The organism is Kutzneria sp. CA-103260 (assembly GCF_018263855.1).
Taxonomy (GTDB): domain Bacteria; phylum Actinomycetota; class Actinomycetes; order Mycobacteriales; family Pseudonocardiaceae; genus Kutzneria.
The window spans coordinates 2,144,177-2,160,496 of record NZ_CP073318.1 but is presented as its reverse complement, the minus strand read 5'-3'; the positions used below and the strand labels follow the sequence as shown (position 1 = coordinate 2,160,496).

Annotated in this window: 12 protein-coding genes; 5 read left to right on the top strand and 7 right to left on the bottom strand. The window is 69.8% G+C overall.

Features of this window, described 5'->3' with window-relative positions; translation table 11 throughout:
* Window positions 1–3 precede the first annotated feature (3 nt).
* The 7 genes from JJ691_RS09570 to JJ691_RS09540 are packed head-to-tail and all read right to left on the bottom strand — an operon-like array spanning window position 4 to window position 9,459.
* Window positions 4–504 (bottom strand): flavin reductase family protein, encoded by a 501-nt coding sequence (locus JJ691_RS09570; protein WP_211768420.1) that lies wholly within the window; start codon window positions 502–504, stop codon window positions 4–6.
* Window positions 501–1,757: a cation:proton antiporter gene (locus tag JJ691_RS09565; protein WP_211768419.1), complete on the bottom strand. Its 1,257-nt coding sequence runs from the start codon at window positions 1,755–1,757 to the stop codon at window positions 501–503. Before JJ691_RS09565 ends, JJ691_RS09570 begins: the two co-directional genes overlap by 4 nt.
* A gap of 12 nt (window positions 1,758–1,769) precedes the next feature.
* On the bottom strand, window positions 1,770–3,311 hold the full coding sequence (locus tag JJ691_RS09560; RefSeq protein WP_211768418.1) for a tryptophan halogenase family protein: 1,542 nt from the start codon (window positions 3,309–3,311) through the stop codon (window positions 1,770–1,772).
* Between the two features lie 34 nt (window positions 3,312–3,345).
* Complete coding sequence (locus tag JJ691_RS09555; protein WP_211768417.1) at window positions 3,346–4,344, bottom strand: methyltransferase; 999 nt, start codon at window positions 4,342–4,344, stop codon at window positions 3,346–3,348.
* Window positions 4,341–5,597 carry an FAD-dependent oxidoreductase gene (locus JJ691_RS09550; protein WP_211768416.1) on the bottom strand — a complete coding sequence of 419 codons (1,257 nt, stop codon included), beginning with the start codon at window positions 5,595–5,597 and terminating at the stop codon, window positions 4,341–4,343. Before JJ691_RS09550 ends, JJ691_RS09555 begins: the two co-directional genes overlap by 4 nt.
* Complete coding sequence (locus JJ691_RS09545) at window positions 5,597–8,770, bottom strand: ferritin-like domain-containing protein (protein ID WP_211768415.1); 3,174 nt, start codon at window positions 8,768–8,770, stop codon at window positions 5,597–5,599. Before JJ691_RS09545 ends, JJ691_RS09550 begins: the two co-directional genes overlap by 1 nt.
* A complete protein-coding gene (locus tag JJ691_RS09540) occupies window positions 8,767–9,459 on the bottom strand; it encodes a class I SAM-dependent methyltransferase (protein ID WP_211768414.1) in 693 nt (230 codons plus the stop codon). Before JJ691_RS09540 ends, JJ691_RS09545 begins: the two co-directional genes overlap by 4 nt.
* Before the next feature lie 208 nt (window positions 9,460–9,667).
* On the opposite strand from JJ691_RS09540, the gene JJ691_RS09535 reads away from it, so the two are divergent.
* The 5 genes from JJ691_RS09535 to JJ691_RS09515 all read left to right on the top strand — a co-directional run bounded on the left by JJ691_RS09535 (window position 9,668) and on the right by JJ691_RS09515 (window position 16,286).
* Window positions 9,668–11,284: an FAD-dependent monooxygenase gene (locus JJ691_RS09535; protein WP_211768413.1), complete on the top strand. Its 1,617-nt coding sequence runs from the start codon at window positions 9,668–9,670 to the stop codon at window positions 11,282–11,284.
* A gap of 23 nt (window positions 11,285–11,307) precedes the next feature.
* Window positions 11,308–12,993, top strand: coding sequence for a GMC family oxidoreductase (locus JJ691_RS09530; protein WP_211768412.1), 1,686 nt, complete (start codon window positions 11,308–11,310; stop codon window positions 12,991–12,993).
* Entirely contained in the window at window positions 12,993–14,150 is a 1,158-nt protein-coding gene (locus JJ691_RS09525; protein WP_211768411.1) for a nucleotide disphospho-sugar-binding domain-containing protein, read from the top strand. Before JJ691_RS09530 ends, JJ691_RS09525 begins: the two co-directional genes overlap by 1 nt.
* A 162-nt stretch (window positions 14,151–14,312) precedes the next feature.
* A complete protein-coding gene (locus tag JJ691_RS09520) occupies window positions 14,313–15,020 on the top strand; it encodes a class I SAM-dependent methyltransferase (RefSeq protein ID WP_211768410.1) in 708 nt (235 codons plus the stop codon).
* Between the two features lie 69 nt (window positions 15,021–15,089).
* Window positions 15,090–16,286, top strand: coding sequence for a cytochrome P450 (locus JJ691_RS09515; RefSeq protein ID WP_211768409.1), 1,197 nt, complete (start codon window positions 15,090–15,092; stop codon window positions 16,284–16,286).
* The last annotated feature ends 34 nt before the right edge of the window (window positions 16,287–16,320 follow it).

Sequence of the window (16,320 nt, the reverse complement as noted above, 5' to 3'; positions counted from 1 at the left end):
TGTTCAGCTGACCGGCCAGGCCGCGTACTGCCGCATCCCGTACAGCAGCGGGTGCTCCCCCGGCCGCTGCGTGACGTGCACGACCTCGCCGAAGACCACGACATGCGTGGCGACCTGCTGCCGGCGGCTGATCCGGCAGTCGGCCACCGCGTGCGCGTCCCGCACCAGGTGGGGACCGCCCGACACCGGCGGCACCGCCCAGTCGACGCGGTCGAACCGGTCGGGATCGCCGGACGCGAACAACTCCGCCACCGGACGCGCGCCGTGGTGCAGCAGGTTGACGGTGAACTCACCGCGGCGCAGCATGGCCGCGAGGGTGGGGCTGCCGGCCCGCACGCACACCAGCAGCGTCGGCGGTTCCACCGAGACGCTGCACACCGACGAGCACGTCATGCCCCACGGCTCGCCGTCGGGGCCGAACGTAGTGATCACCGCGACGCCGGTCGGAAATCCCGCCATCAGCGATCGGAATCCGGCCGAGGTGGCCGCGTAGGAAATGGTCATCGGACAGCGCTCTCGCCCACTGGAAGCGCTTTCCCCGCGGCCGTGCGGCGATCGACGAGATCGAGCAGCGGCCCGGTCAGCGCCGTGGTGAGCAGCGCCATCACCAGCAGCGCCACCAACAGTCCCGGCGTGAGCAGCCCGGCGGTGTAACCGACCTGGAGCACGACGATCTCGGTCAGTCCCCTGGTGTTGACCAGCACGCCGATCCGCACCGAGGTCAGCCGGTCCTCACCGCCCCAGCGGGCGCCGAGGTAGCCGCCGAGGACCTTCCCGAGGATGCCGAGCGCGACCGCCAACACAACCGCGAGCCACGGCAGCGCGGCCACGCCGCCGGTGAACACCGTCGTGCCGGCGACCACGAAGTACACCGGGACCAGAGCCCGGCCGATGCGGCCGATCCACCTCACCACCACCGACCAGCCCTCGGTCCTGGGCACCATGATGCCGACCAGGAACGCGCCGAAGACCGCGGTCAGTCCGGCCAGCCGTATCCCCGTGCCGGCCGTGATCGCGACGGCGCCGAGCACCACCGCGACCAGGCGAGGACTGCTCGCGCACAGCCGCGTCGACCAAGCGGTGGCCAGGCCCCGGTGGGCCGCCCAGGCGATGGCACCACCGACCGCCAGCACCACGAACGCCTGGAGGACACCGCCGATGCCACCGGTCCGCAGACCCAACGCGACCGCGAGCAGCAGCCACGACAGGGTGTCGATCAGCATGGACGCCATCATCGCCAGCTCGGCGGAGCGGCCGAGGGCCGCCTTGCGTTCCTCGATGATGCGCGCCAGCACCGGAACCGCGGTCACGCTCATCGTCACCGCGAGCATCAGCACCAGTGCGGACGCGTTCGCATGGCCCCGCAGTTCCGGCGGCGCCAACCAGAGCACCCAGCCGGCGAACGCCAGCCCGGCCACCAGCGGGATCCCGAGCGACCCGATGGTGATCCGCCGGACTCCCCTGCCGCGCAAGCCGCCCGGCCCATGGTCGAGCCGGTGGACGAGGCCCACCAGGTACAGCACCAGGCCGGCCTCACCGATCTCCTTGAGCACCGCGAGGAGATCCTGGGGCAGCACCGCGGCGTACACCGCCGGGCCCCCGGTGGCCAGCAGCGCCGGGCCGAGCAGCAGACTCACGACGATCTCGCCGATCACCGAGGGCAACCGGGCCAGCCGGGCCAGCAGCCGCCCGACCGCGGCCGCGACGCAGAGCGCGCCCAGCAGCGCGAGCAGTTGTAGGACGTTCTGCAGGACCATGATCGCTCTCCGTCAGCGGAACTGGGCGAAGTACTCGTACTGGGTGGGCAGCGTGCGTTCGAGCTCGGCGGCCTGCTCGGCGACGAGCTTGAGCTCGTGCCGGGCCGACGACGGGTCCAACAGGGCCAGCGCGGGCGAGGACTTGAGGTCGATGCCACCGAGCCCCAGCAGCATGCAGACGTACGAGTACGACTCGAATCCGTGGTAGTGCGGGTAGACCGTCTCCGCGTCGGGCAGGCGAGTGCGCCAGCGCTCGATCCGCTCGGCCAGCCCGTCCGGCAGCGGGCGCTTCTTCGCGTCCTGCCAGTACTGGTTGTCCCGCCGCCTGGCCGCGTAGTAGTGCAGGACGAGGAACTCCCGCACGCCGTCCATGCATCGGCTGATCAGCTGGTTGTACGAGTCGCGCAGCCCCTCGTCCCAGTCCGCGTCCGGGAAGTGCTTCACCAGCTGCTCGATGCCGTTCTGGATGAAGAAGATGCCGGTCGACTCCAGCGGCTCGACGAAGCCGCTGGACAGCCCGATCGCGACGCAGTTGCGCACCCAGTGCCGGCGGCTGCGGCCGATGCGCATCTTGATGTGGTTGGCCGGCAGGTCCTCGGCCGCCGGGCCGACGAACTCCCGCAGCCGCTGCTCGGCCTGCTCGGGTGTGCTGTAGTCACTGGCGTAGACATAGCCGGTGCCGATGCGGTCGAACAGCGGGATCGTCCAGATCCAGCCGGCCTCCTGAGCGGTGGCGGTGGTGCACGGCCGCAGGCCCTTGTGCGCCATGTCCAGCGGCACCCGCAGGGCCACCGCGCTGTCGTTGGGCAGAGTGTCCTGATAGGACACGAACGGCTCCGCCAGCGTCTTGCCCAGCAGGATGCTGCGGAAGCCGGTGCAGTCCACGAACAGGTCGCCGGCGAGGTCGCCGCTCTGCTTGGTGGTGACGTGGCTGAGCCAGCCGCGCTCGTCCTGTGCCACGTGCACCACGTCGTCCACGACGTGCCGCACGCCCCGCGCCATCGCGTAGTCCCGCAGGTAGTTCGCGAGCAGCGTGGCGTCGAAGTGGTAGGCGTAGGGGAACTGTGTCGACTGCTCCGACAACGTGGTCCGGTAAGTGGACCGGTCCCCGGACAGGTCACCCTCGAACAGCGCCCCGTCCATGCGGCGCGGGGACTTGAGGTTGTCGCACAGCGTGCCGACGAGGAAGCAGTCCCTGTCGAAACGGTCCGACGCCGGCGCGCTCAGCCACCAGTCGGGCAGGGTGAACCCGTCGACGACGCGCTGCCGTTCGAACGGGTGGTAGAAGTGGTGTCCGGGCTCCCGCCAGTTCTCGAACCGGATCGCCAGCTTGTAGGTGGCGTTGCACGCCGGCATCCAGTCCTTCTCCTCCAACCCCAGATAGGTGAAGAAGTGGCGCACCGTGCTGAACGTGGCCTCGCCGACGCCGATCGCGCCGATGCGCTCGGACTCCACCACGGTCACCGAGACCCGGTCGCCGAACGCCGCGGTCAGGTACGATGCGGTCATCCACCCCGCGGTGCCGCCGCCGACGACCACAACATGCTTCACCATCAAGATCCTCCGTTGGTCGGTGTCAGTGAGCCGGTCACGCCGTGACCGCCTCGATCAGGCACTGCGGCGAGCGGGTCGGCGTCATCCGGGTCCGCCGCAGTCCGGCCGCGGCGAACAGGTCGTCGTAGTGGTCGAGGTCGCGTTCCCGGCCGGACACCACGGCGAGCATGTTCAGGTCCAGCAGCGGGGCGAAGCCGGGTTCGCCCATCGGGCCCAGCGGCATCTCCACCACCACGACCCGGCCGCCGGGATTCAGCGCGGCTCGGCAGTTGCTCAGGATGCGCACGCAGGCCTCGTCGTCCCAGTTGTGCAGCACCGCCTTGAGCAGGAACAGATCGCCGGCCGGGATCGGATCGAAGAACGAGCCGCCGACCACCGTGACCCGGTCGCTCAACCCGGCCTTCGCCGCCTCGGCAGTCGCCGTCGCCGTGACGGCGGGCAGGTCCAGCAACAACCCCCGCATCTCGGCATTGGACCGCAGCACCGCGTGCAGCAACGCGCCGTTCGCGCCGCCCACGTCCACCGCGACACCGACGCCGGTGACGTCCAGCAGCCCGGCGATCTCCTCGGACAGCCCCGCGGTGAGTTCGGTCATGGAGTTGACGAACCGGCCGTGCTCGACGGGGTTGTCGGCGAAGTGGTCCCAGATGTCCATGCCCAGTGCGGCCTTGGTCTGCGGCTCGCCGGCCCGCACCGCGTCCGGCAACCGGCCCCAGGACAGCCAGTGCCCCGGCGAGCCGTGCACGATTGCGATGTCGCGGAACGAGTGCGGCACGCCTTCGGACAGCAGCGCCAGCATCGGTGTCGTCTCGAACGTGCCGTCGGACCGAACGCCGACCAGTTCCTGCGCGGCGCACGCCCGCAGCAGCCGGGACATCGCGTCGGGGTCGCAGCCAGTGAGCTCCGCCAGCTCGGCTGAGGTGCGCGGGCCGTCCGCCAGATGGTCGGCGATGCCCAACTCGGCGACGGCGTGCACGATCTGGGTCACCCAGTAGCCGGTGATCATCGACATCATCCGCTGGTGCGGGGTCATCCTCGGGTCCCTTCGGTCTGCGCCGGACTGGCGGCCGGGGTGCGCACGTGCTCGGGTCGGAAGCCGAGCCCGATGATCCGGCTCATCAACCACTGCGCGGGGGCGAGCTTCTCGAACAACTTGGGTGCGGGTGGCTGGCCCGAACCGTTGAGGGCGTCGTCGATGCCGAAGCGCTGGGTCGCCCGTTGCAGTCCCTGGGACAGGGCGGTGGCCAGGCGCCGGCGCCGTTGGATCGCGGCCAGCCGCGAGTGGTCGAACGCGGCGCCGGTTCGCTGCGCCCGCAGCAGCGGGGCGACGAGCGCGTTGGCCGTGGCGACCGCGTCCTGCACCGCGAGGTTCACGCCGAACCCCGCGACCGGAGACATCGCGTGCGCCGCGTCGCCGATGAACAGCAAACCGGGCTGGTGCCACCGGTCCAGCCGGTCGATGCGAGCCTCCAGCAGGCTCAGATCCTCGTAGGAGGCCACTTCGTGCACACGGTCGGCCAGGAACGGCACCATCGCGGCGAGATCGGCCCGGAAGGCGTCGAGCCCGGCGGCGATCACCTTCGCCATGCCGCCCGCGGTGGTCTCGTACGACATCTGCCAGTAGGTGCGGCGATCGGTGGCGCCGAATATCTTGCCGTTGCCGATGCGCACGCAGATGCCCTCGTCCGGATCGGTGTCCCGGCGCGAGATCCGGAAGAAGATCACGTCCAGCGAGCGGCCGATCAGCCGGGGCGTCACGCCGACGGCGCGGCGGATCGCCGAGTGCCGCCCGTCTGCGGCGACGACCACCGTGGACCGGATGTCGAGCTCGCCCTCCGGCCCGCGCGCCCGCACGCCGACGACGCGGCCGCCGTCCCGCAGCACGTCCACCGCCTCGGTGCGCATCATCAGCCGGAAAGCGGGATACCGGGCGGCTTCGGCGGTGATCAGGTCGAGGAAGTCCCACTGCGGCACGAAGGCCATGTACGGATAGCGCACCCGCAGCCGGCGGAAGTCGGCGATGTCGATGCGCCGGCCGTCCTGCACCACGCCGATCGTCGGGACCTTCTGGTGCGGCAGCTCGTGGAACCGGTCCACCAGGCCGATTTCGTCCAGGATCTGCAGCGTCGCCGGGTGCACGGTGTCGCCGCGGAAGTCGCGGTGGAAGTCGGCGTGCTTCTCCAGCACCACGACGTCCACACCGGACCGGGCCAGCAGCAACCCCAGCATCGCGCCGGCCGGACCGCCGCCGGCCACGCAGACCGTGGTGTTCTTCGTTCTGGTCATCACAGTTCCTTGAGGTCCATCGCCCGCAGCTGCTCGCCGAGGAACGCCAGCAGGTCCGCGACGGTCGGGGTGAGACCCGCGCACTTGCGGGCCAGCACGGCGATCTCGTCGAACTCGCGCGCCATCCACTCCACGGCGATGTCCGGGCGTGGGATGTAGACGGGCTCCTCGTCGAGCTCGAAGGACGGGCCGGCGGTGCGGCCGGGACGGCCCGACGGCAGCGTGACGATCAGCTCGCCGAGGGGGCGCAGCACGCCGGTCATGATGTCCAGTGCCCAGTTCATCAGCCGCGAGCGCCGCAGGCTCTTGTCGGAGCTGTGGCCGAAGTGCTGCACCATCAGTTGCATCGCCATGAAGTACGAGCGGTTGAACACCGTCATCGCCAGCCGGGCAGGCTCGTGCGTGACCAGGTCCATCGTCGGATTTCCGGGTCGCAGCGTGGGATTGCGCAGCACCGGGTAGGCCGGGTGCCACGGGATCCGGCGGTCGTTGGGGCCGGTGGCCCGCTCGTGCACCAGCAGATCGCAGATGCGCAGGAAGGTGTCGAAGTGCGATTCCTCGGCCGGCAGCGTGGACGGGATATGGCCGCCCTCGCCGTGCTCGGTGACGAAGTCGATGGCGAACACCGCGCTGGCGACGTCGTCGACCTCCAGCTGGTAGTCCGGATGCACGGCGTTGACCGACTCGCGCATGAACAGGTGGTGCGCGCCGCCGGCCCGGCCCTTCTTCACCAGGAACACGCCGGGCACCGCCTGGATGCCCTCGCGGATCGCCGCGTACAGCTCGCTCAACGACCCGTACCGGTACGGCTCGCCGTCCGGCCGCAGCACCGTCGAGTCGTTGCCCTCGACCTCGTCGATCAGGTCGTGCGGCTGCTCCAGTTCGATGAAACGCTGCACACTGGCCAGGTTGAGCGCCTCCAGCGAGAACTCCAGCGGCACGCAGACCTTGCTGTTGAACTCGCCGAAGTCCAGCCGCGGCAGGTGGAACGGCCGGCCCATCGCCATCAGGATGTTGTTGATGGTCAGGAAATGCATCATCTCCTCGCGGGCGACGCACATCAGGTTGCCGCGGATGCCGTTCTTCCACGACTGCGTGCCGTCACCGCAGGCGATGAGCAGTTGCTCCGGGGTCCACTCGCCGCGAGCCACGTACTGCCGGCCCGCGCTGTGGAGCGGCACCGAGTACGCCGCGTAGAGATACTGGATCATCGTGGCCAGTTCGATGGCCGCCGCCTGGTACAACGCGTGCAGCAGCTGCTCCTTGGTGGTGATCACGCCGAGCTTGCGGTGCTGCGGCACCATCGTCGGCGGGGTCTGCCGCCGCGCCTCGTCGGCCAGCAGGTAGCGCCGCATCAGGCGAACCTGCGGTGCGCTCATGTCACGGGTCGGCGGCATGTAGTACGTCTTGGACTTGCGCTCGGGTTCGGAGGCGTGGCACATCAGCCGCGCGTACGGCTCGACCTTGAACTCGTCGGCCAGGCTGAACACCTCGGCCCGCATGAACGAGTACTGGAGCTCGTAATACGCCAGCGCCTCGCGGTAGAGCGTGGGGAAGGTGATCTCGTTGTCCGGCAGGTCGTCGAGGTGCCAGTGGTTGGGCAGCACCCGCAGCGCCACGCTGCCGACCGCCGACCAGTAGCCCTGCTCGTCGTCGTTGTCGTAGCGCTCGGCGGTATTCACCCCACGCGGCAGATCCTGCCCGTCGGGCAGCAGCAGGATCTTGGCCGCACCGCCGCGAATTCCCTTGATCGCGATCGCGCCCCGCCCGTGCTCGTCGGTCGACGCCACGCAGTCGGGCCGGTAGTCCTGTTGCCCAGCAACCAGAAACTCCGCGATTCTCACCTGCTCGTGGTCGTCGTCGAGCGGCCGCCCGCGCGGGTTGACGTACTGCCGCACTAGGATGCGGTCCACGCGGCCCGGTTCACCGCGCACGTATGAGCGGATGGGGATCTCGACCGCGTGGTCCTCCCCCGTCTTCGGGTTCTCGTGTTCGAGGAACAGCGACGCCTCGTCGGACTCGACGACCGTCTCCTCCTCGCGGGCCAGCACGGTGCCGTCGGCTGCGGTGATCATCAAGGCTTCGCCGGGATTGCCGGTGCCACCGTCGACCCGTTGCGCCACAAGCACACCCGAGGTGAGCCGATACGCATCGCCGAGATAGGCGGCACGGGGAATGGTCGCGAGCACCGTGCCCGAACTGGTCCGAACGTCGAGATCGCCGAGGTCGATGAACGGCCCGAGCCGGTGTGTCGGACCGGGACCACGGGTGTCGGCCCGACTGGTCACCGGGATCGCGCTGACCAGATTCGCGGTGACGACGTCGTCTCCGACGTGCACGGACAGGTTGTGCAAAGCCGAATTCGCGGCAGCGCGCGGGGTGAGCAGCCGGCCGACCGGGTAGGTGCGCAGTTCTGTCCCGTGCCAGGGGGCGATCGTGCCGCGCAGGTCCCAGAAGTCCGGCTCGCCGTCGGCGGTGGGCGTGGCCATGTTGGTGAGCGCGAACTGCACGACCAACCCGTCGGCCGCGCCGGACTCGACCAGTTCGCGTAGGCGCGCCAACGTGGGCGAGTCCTCCGCGCCGGACAGCCAGTGCAGACCCTCCGCCCGGTCCACCACGAACTGGTGCAGCACCGACCGCCGGAACCGGGGATCGACGCCGTCGTCCCGGACGTACGCGGTGTTCTGCCAGCGCGGCGGGCACATCCCGGAGACGTCCCCGGTGACCAGGTAGCCGACCTCGTGGGAACGGCCGAGCCGGCCGAGCGCGAGCTGGCCCACCATGACCGTGGTCGTCCAGTTCGAGGCCGGGTCCACGTCGAAGACACGCGACCGGTTCGCGGTCCCGGCGGTGTATTCGTAGTAGTGGCCCCACAGGTCGAGCTGCCGCCCCACCAACAGGTCCTCGACGTCGACCACGCCCGGCGCCCGCTCGCAGCCGACGACCGCCGCGTCGATCCAGAAGTGGCCGTTGCCGGCGAAGTTCGTTCCCTCGACCCCCTTGGCCGCCAGGAACTCGTGGTACTCCCGCGCGGGGCGGGCGGTGTCGAACACCCCGTCGTCGGTCACCGCCCGGTTGGTCTCCAGGTCGAGCAGTCCCGCGCGCGGACCAGTCGGCAGCCGGGTGACGGCCACGCCGGCGAAGTGCACCCGCGGCAGGTCGAACACGCTCACGCCGCGTCCCAGACAGCCGCGCTCATGGTGGGGATGACGTTCTTGGTGATGCGCACGCCCGGCAGCGCCTTCTCGTACTGGACCGTGAACTCGGTCTCGGACAGCGGCGCCGCCTGCGCGCTCATCTCCAGCCAGCGCGGGTGCAGCATCATCCGGATCGAGTCCACCGCCGCCGCCACGTCGCCGGAGACGTCATAAACGATCTTCCCGGTCTCGAACGCGTAGGCGCTCTGCTCGCGCGGCTCGGCCCCGTCGTCCGGCTGGGTCACATCGATGATCACCAGCCGGCCGCCGGGCGCCACCAGGTCGCGCAGCGTCGGCAGCACGACCTCGGCCGGTCCCATGTGGAACACCGCGTTCACCGACATCACCAGGTCGAACTGCCCGTCCCGGTCGGGCGTCAGATCGGTGGCGCTGCGGCACTCGTAGCGCACCGGCACCCGCGTCGGCTTGGTGCTGGCGATGTCCAGCATCTTCTGCGAGATGTCCACGCCGACCACCTCGTCGTAGCGATCGGCGAGCAGGCCGCAGTTGTTGCCGCCGCCGCAGCCGACGTCGATCGCCCGGGCCCCGGTCGACAGCTGTGCGGTGAGCCACGACCGCACCGGACTCGTCGCGGCGTCCCGGACCTGGGTGAACCGCTCGTAGAGCTCGGCCAGGTCGTCGAAGTACGGTTCCGCAGCGGTCATGGCAGTCCCCGGATTCGTAGCGGTCGATGCGTGGTCAGGTGCCACCATCGAGCCCGCCCGGCCGGGCCCAAAAGGGGCCGGTGGGAGAACCTGCGCACTCGCGTGGGGTGATCGCCGCAGCACGCACCGCGCCGGGCGATGTGGCGCGTGCCGCCCAGTCGCGATACTCGCTCACACCGAAGTTGATCGATGCGAACGGGGACTGCCGATGCGCGACGAACACGACTGCGACGTCCTCGTGGTGGGGGCGGGCCCGACCGGCCTGTGCGCCGCGCTTGTGCTGGCGCAGCAGGGCGTGCGCGTCCGGATCGTCGACCGCAAGGCCGGGCCGGTCGAGCAGGCGCGGGCCGCCATCGTGCACGCGCGGACCCTGGAGTACCTCGACCGGCTCGGCGTCGCGGACGCGGCGGTGGCTCGGGGCCGGCTCATCACGAACGTGGCGATCCACGAAGGCGGGCGGCACGCCGGCGACATGCCGCTGGCCGGCAAGGGCACCACCGACCAGACCCGCTTCCCCTACGCGCTCGCCCTCGAACAGTTCGAGACCGAACGATTGCTGGCGGAAGCCTTGGCGGAGCACGAAGTCGCCGTCGGATGGAACTGCGAGGTGCGGGACCTGACCGACACCGGCGACGGCGTGCGCGTCCAACTCGCCGCCGAGGCCGGCCCCACCACGATCACCGCGCGCTGGCTCGTCGGCGCGGACGGCGCGAGCAGCACCATCCGACGGATCCTCGGCCAGGAGTTCGAGGGCGAGACCTACGAGCAGGCCGGCATGCTCGCCGACGTCACTCTGGACGTCGAGCTGGGCGTCCAGGGCATGCGACTGAGCCTCACCCGCGGCGGCTTCGTCGGCATCCTTCCGCTGGCCAGCGGCCGCTGCCGGCTGTTCGGCGTGGTGCCGCCCGAGCTGCACCAGGCGCCCGCACAGCGCGGCGGGCCGTCGCACGAGTCGTACGCCCCGCTGGCCCACGCCGACCTTCAGCGCTGGTTCGACGACTACTTCACCGTGGACGCCAACCTCCGCGAGGTCAGCTGGGCCTCGATGTTCCGCTTCCACAGCCGGCTTGCCGCCCGGTTCCGGGTCGGCAACGCGTTCCTGGTCGGCGACGCCGCGCACATCCACAACCCGGCCGGCGGCCAGGGCCTCAACCTCGGGATCGGCGACGCGGTCAACCTCGCGTGGAAACTCGCGCAGGTCGTCAACGGCGAGGCCCCGGAGTGGCTGCTGGACACCTACGAGTCCGAGCGCCGGCCGATCGCCGAAACCGTGCTGAAGCGCACCGACGTGGGATTCAAGCTGGAGACCACCGACAATCCCGTGGCCACCTGGATGCGGGCCAACGTGGCCACCCGCGTCGTCGGCGTGGTCAGCCGGCTGGCCCCGGTGCGCCGGCTGGTCTTCCACATGTTCTCGCAGTTGTGGATCAACTACCGCGGCAGCCGCGCGGTCGGTCCCGGCGTCGGCGCCCTGAAACCCGGCGACCGCGCCCCTTTCGCCCCCATCGAGTCCACCCGTGACGGCGCGCGCAGCGTCCTGGACCTGACCCATGGCGCGGGCTACCACTTGCTGGTGTTCTCCGCCGACAACACGGACACCGACGAACTCGCGTCCCAGCTCACTGCCCGCTACCACGCGTCCGTCACCACTCACGTGATCCCGGCCGGTGAGCACGCGGCGTACCGGGCCTATCAGGTGGACGGTCCACGCCTGGTGCTGGTGCGACCAGACGGGCACATCGCCGCGCTTGCCGCTCCCTCGTCTGTGGACCCGCTCATCACGTACCTGGACACCGTGCTGACCAAAGCCCGCGTGCCGCGCTGAATTCGGAGAGAGGAGAGTCCGCGGTGAAGTCCCTTGAAGCTGACTGGATCGTGGTCGGCGGCGGCCCCGCCGGCTGTGTGCTGGCCAGTCGGCTCAGCGAAGACGCGAGCAAGCGAGTCATCCTGCTCGAAGCAGGACCGGACTGGCGATCGTCGGCGGCCCCGCGCGAAATCCGCAGTCTCAACGGCTGGCGGCCGCTTGACTCCGCCGAGTGCCGCCGCTTCTACTGGCCCGGCCTCGAAGCACTCCGGACCCCACACCAAGCCACGCGCCCCTACCTGCGCGGCCGTGGCCTCGGGGGCTCCTCGCTGATCAACGGCATGATGGCCATCCACGCGCGGCCCGACGACTACGACCGGTGGGCGGCAGCCGGCTGCGACGGCTGGTCCTACCAAGACATGCTGCCCTACCTGCGTCGCATGGAGGCTGACGCCGACTTCGGCAACCAGACCTACCACGGCAGCGACGGGCCCATGCCGGTCGAGCGCCTCCCACGCGAGCGGTGGGAGCTCCTCGACGATCGCTTCGCCGTCGCCACGCTCGACCTCGGATACCCGTGGTGCGAGGACTACAACGCGCCGACCGGGACCGGTGTGTCGCCGATCGCGCTCAGTGTGCGTGACGGGGCGCGTGTCACGACCAACGACGCTTACCTCGAACCGGTGCGCGAGCGGGCGAACCTCCAGATCGTCGGCGACGCCACCGTTGAGCGCGTGTTGCTGGACGGCCATCGGACAACGGGCGTACGGGTGCGCGTCGGCGAGGAGCGGATCGACGTCCGCGGTGGGGCTGTCGTCCTGTGCGCGGGGGCGATCCACTCGCCGGCGATCCTGTTGCGGTCCGGCATCGGGCCCGGGAAAGAGGTGGCGGATCTCCCGGTCGGGGACGGCCTCCAGGACCATCCGCTGGCGCTGTTCTGGCTTGACTTGCAGCCGGAGGCGCATCCCGCCGGCATCGACAGCCGTCAGTACAACTGCTGCGTTCGCTATTCGTCGGGCCTCGCGGGCGAGAACGACTTGATGATGATCCACATGAACCGTCCGCCCGCGATGACGTCGCTGGGCGTCGAGGGCGATGCTCCCGCTCAGGAAGCGACGGGTACCTGGGGAGTCGGCCTCGGCGACAACCACGATCACCAGCCAGAAGTCCGTCCGAGCACTGACCCGAGTTTGTTGGCGCTGGTCGAGAACCAGGTCGTCTCGCGAGGGCGACTCGTGCTCGCCTCGGACGATCCCGATGCCCCGCCGCGAATCGAGCACAACATGCTCGGAGAGGCATCCGACCTGGTGCGTCTGCGCGAGGGCGTCCGGCGCGTTCGCGAACTGGTCGCCACCCCACCATTCGCCGAGGTGATCCGTCATGTCGCGATAGATCCGATGGGCCGGGGGCTCGACTCGCTGGCCGACGACGCCGAGATCGACCGCTGGCTGCTTGAGACCGTGGGCGACGCCGCGCACCTCAGCGGCACCTGTCGCATGGGATCGCCCGACGACGCGCGGACCGTCGTCGATCCCACCGGCCGCGTGCTGGGCGTGGACGGGCTGTGGGTCGCCGACGCGTCCGTTTTCCCGGAGATCCCCCGCGCCAACACACACTTCCCCACGCTCGCCGCGGCAGAACGCATCTCCGACCTCGCCCGCGGCATCGCGGAACCTGCCGCGACTGCTGGTGCGAGCGGGGCAGCGAGCTTTCCGCACCGGGGGTTCTGATGAGGGTTCTCGTCACGGCTTCGCCCGGCCTCGGCCACATGCTGCCGATGGTGTCGATCTCCTGGGCGCTGCGCGCCGCGGGCCACGAGGTGCTGCTCGCCATGGCCGGCAGCGGTGCACAGCACGTGCCAACGCTGGCCGCGTCCGGCCTGCACGTCGTGGAGACACAGCCGTACGAGTCGGTCGTGCGGCTGATCGACGCGGCCCACGCCAGCATGGACATCCAGGCGGTGCAGCAGATGATCCGCGAGGCGTCCCGCGACGTCGAGCGGCTGATCGGCTTCGGCGCGCAGGTGTTCGCCCCGCAGTCGGACCTCGTCGCCGACACCGTGGTGGCGATCGCCGACGAGTGGCGGCCCGACCTGGTGGTGCACTCGCCGATAGACGGCGCCGGCCCGCTGGCCGCGGCCAAGCTCGGCGTGCCCGCGGTCGAACAGGCTTACGGCCTGCTCAGCGCCGAGGACCAGGTCACGCAGGTCGCCGAGGCTCTTACCGACACCTACCGCCGGCACGGAGTCGACGGCCCGCCCACGCGGCACGCCCTGCTCAACGTGGCGCCGCCGAGCATGGGGACGCCCGATCTGGGTTGGGCGATGCGGTACGTGCCGTTCAACGGCGGTGGCCAGCTGCCGGACTGGCTGCTGCACCGGCCGGACCGGCCGCGGGTGATCGTCACAATCGGCACGGTGATCCCCGGCCTCGTGGGGCTCGGCCCGTTGCAGTGGCTGGCCGACGTGGCCGGCGGCTTCGACGCGGAGTTCGTCGTCACGCTCGACAACGCCGAGGCCGGGCAGTTCGGCGCGCTGCCGGACAACGTGCGGCCGGTGTCGTACACGCCGTTGAACGCGCTGCTGGCCACCAGCACCGCGGTGGTCCACCATGGCGGCGCTGGCTCCACCATGACGTCGCTGGCGATGGGTGTGCCGCAGCTGGTCGTGCCGCAGGGCTCGGACCAGTTCCACAACGCCCGCGAGGTGACCAAGCGCGGCGTCGGCTTCGAGGTCGACACCGCGGTGGCCCCCGTCGACGCCAACGACGTGACGCGATTGCTGACCGACGCCTCGCTGGCGACCGCGGCCGCCGAGGTCAAGGCCGAGATCGCCGCCCAGCCGGCGCCGGCCGATCTCGTGCCCCGACTCGTCGAACTGGTGGGCTGACCCCACGGACATGCGCAAGCTGCTCGCAGCCCCTCACCCGCGGGTCATGGCGACGCCCGTACCCACGCAGTCGCACCCGTCGACGGTTTTCCACCCCGCACAACGCAACAGGATTCATCCCACGCGAACCCTCGGGTCGGTTCGATAGGCGAGACTGGAGTCATGACCGAGCCTACCGGGTTAGAGAATCCAGAATTCTTGGCTACCGGGTTCGAGAATCCAGAATTCTGGAATTCCATGTACGACAACAACACCGCGCCCTGGCTTATCGGCGAGCCGCAGCCGGCGATCGTCGCGCTCGAACGCGAAGGGCTGATTCGCGGTCGGGTGCTGGAACCGGGCTGCGGCTCGGGGGAACACACCATTCTGTTCACCAAGCTCGGCTACGACGCGATCGGTGTCGACCTCTCCCCCAGCGCCGTGGCGTACGCTCGCCGCACAGCCGCCGAGAAGGGGGTGCCCAACGCCCGGTTCGAGGTGGCCAACATGCTCCACCCCGGCGATCACTCCGCGCTCACACCGGCCTTCGACACGATCGTCGACTGCGCGCTGTTCCACGGCTTCGGCGCGTATGGCCGAGACATGGGGACACCCAAAGCGTATGCGAAGGTGCTGCACTCGATCTGCAACCCGGGCGGCCTGGTCCATATTCTCGCACACTCGGACGCCGAGCCGGGCCTCAGTTCACAGATCAGCGATGCGGTGATCCGCGAATCCTTCGACGACGGCTGGGAACTGGAAGACCTACAGCCGGCTCGTTATCAGGGTTACGTCACCGAGCAGATAGCCGAGACAGCGACAAACGCCGGTCTGCCCGCACACGGCCCGATCGACCTCGCGGCGTGGCTTGCGCGAATCCGTCGCATCTGACCTCACTGAGGCGCGAGAGCCGTCATCCTCCACCCGCAGACGCCGGAGTTCTGACCAGGAAGTGCGGTAATGGAAACTGTTCCTTTCTACCCGATGCAGCGGGCCACCGAGTGTCCGTTCGACCCACCACCCGGTCTGCGCGAAATGGGGCCGATCGGCCGGGTCCGAATCTGGGACGGCAGCACGCCGTGGGTGGTGACCGGATACGAGGCGCATCGATTCGTGCTGTCCGACCAGAGGTTCAGCGCCGACGCGCGCCGGGACGGCTACCCCGCCGAGTCCGCCGCCGTCGCCGAGCGGATCCACGATTTCCGGTCGCTGATCATGATGGACGAGCCGGAGCACGGCGCGCAGCGCCGCATGCTGAGCAAGAACTTCACCCTGAAAAGCGTCGAGGCCATGCGCCCCAGGGTTGCGCAGATCGTGGACGGACTGATCGACGACCTGCTCGCCGGACCGAATCCGGTCGACCTGGTGGCGGCGTTCGCGTTGCCGGTGCCGTCACTGGTGATCTGCGAACTTCTCGGCGTTCCCTACGACGGCCACGACTTCTTCCAGGACTGCAGCAGGAAGCTCTTCTCCCAGTCGTGCACCGTGGAGGAAACGCTCGAAGCGCATGTGGCGCTGCAGGAGTACATGCTCAAGCTGGTCGACGCCAAGGACACCGAGCCTGGCGACGACATGATTTCCAGGCTGGTGGCCGAACAGCTGCGGCCGGGCAACCTGAGCCGCGCGGAGATCGCCGAAATGGCCCTGCTGATGCTGGTCGCCGGCCATGAGTCGACCGCGAACATGATCGCGCTGGGCACGTTGGCCCTGCTGCGGCATCCGGACCAGCTCGCCGCCCTGCGGGACGCCGACGACCCGAAGGAGATCGCCGGCGCCGTCGACGAACTGTTGCGCTACCTCAGCGTCGTGCACGTCGGACGGCGGCGCGTCGCCACCGAGGACGTCGAACTCGCGGGCCAGTTGGTGAAGGCGGGCGAAGGGGTCATTCTCGCCGACGGGGCCAGCAACCGGGACGAGTCGGTGTTCCCGGCTCCGGACACGCTCGACCTCCAGCGAAAAGGCCGCCAACATGTGGCTTTCGGCTACGGCTCCCACCAGTGCCTCGGCCAGTTGCTGGCCCGGATGGAGCTGCAGGTCGTCTGCGGCACGCTGTACCGACGGATCCCGACGCTGAAACTGGCGATTCCGTTCGACGAGGTGCAGTTCAAGCACGACATGGTGGTGTACGGCGTTCGCTCACTTCCGGTTTCCTGGTAGCCGAACCCGCCGTATGGCGAGCTCGCCCACCGTG

Coding starts and splice junctions, on each gene's coding strand:
- JJ691_RS09570 (WP_211768420.1), bottom strand. CDS start 504: ATGACCATTTCCTACGCGGCCACCTCGGCCGGATTCCGATCGCTGATG.
- JJ691_RS09565 (WP_211768419.1), bottom strand. CDS start 1,757: ATGGTCCTGCAGAACGTCCTACAACTGCTCGCGCTGCTGGGCGCGCTC.
- JJ691_RS09560 (WP_211768418.1), bottom strand. CDS start 3,311: ATGGTGAAGCATGTTGTGGTCGTCGGCGGCGGCACCGCGGGGTGGATG.
- JJ691_RS09555 (WP_211768417.1), bottom strand. CDS start 4,344: ATGACCCCGCACCAGCGGATGATGTCGATGATCACCGGCTACTGGGTG.
- JJ691_RS09550 (WP_211768416.1), bottom strand. CDS start 5,597: ATGACCAGAACGAAGAACACCACGGTCTGCGTGGCCGGCGGCGGTCCG.
- JJ691_RS09540 (WP_211768414.1), bottom strand. CDS start 9,459: ATGACCGCTGCGGAACCGTACTTCGACGACCTGGCCGAGCTCTACGAG.
- JJ691_RS09535 (WP_211768413.1), top strand. CDS start 9,668: ATGCGCGACGAACACGACTGCGACGTCCTCGTGGTGGGGGCGGGCCCG.
- JJ691_RS09525 (WP_211768411.1), top strand. CDS start 12,993: ATGAGGGTTCTCGTCACGGCTTCGCCCGGCCTCGGCCACATGCTGCCG.
- JJ691_RS09520 (WP_211768410.1), top strand. CDS start 14,313: ATGACCGAGCCTACCGGGTTAGAGAATCCAGAATTCTTGGCTACCGGG.
- JJ691_RS09515 (WP_211768409.1), top strand. CDS start 15,090: ATGGAAACTGTTCCTTTCTACCCGATGCAGCGGGCCACCGAGTGTCCG.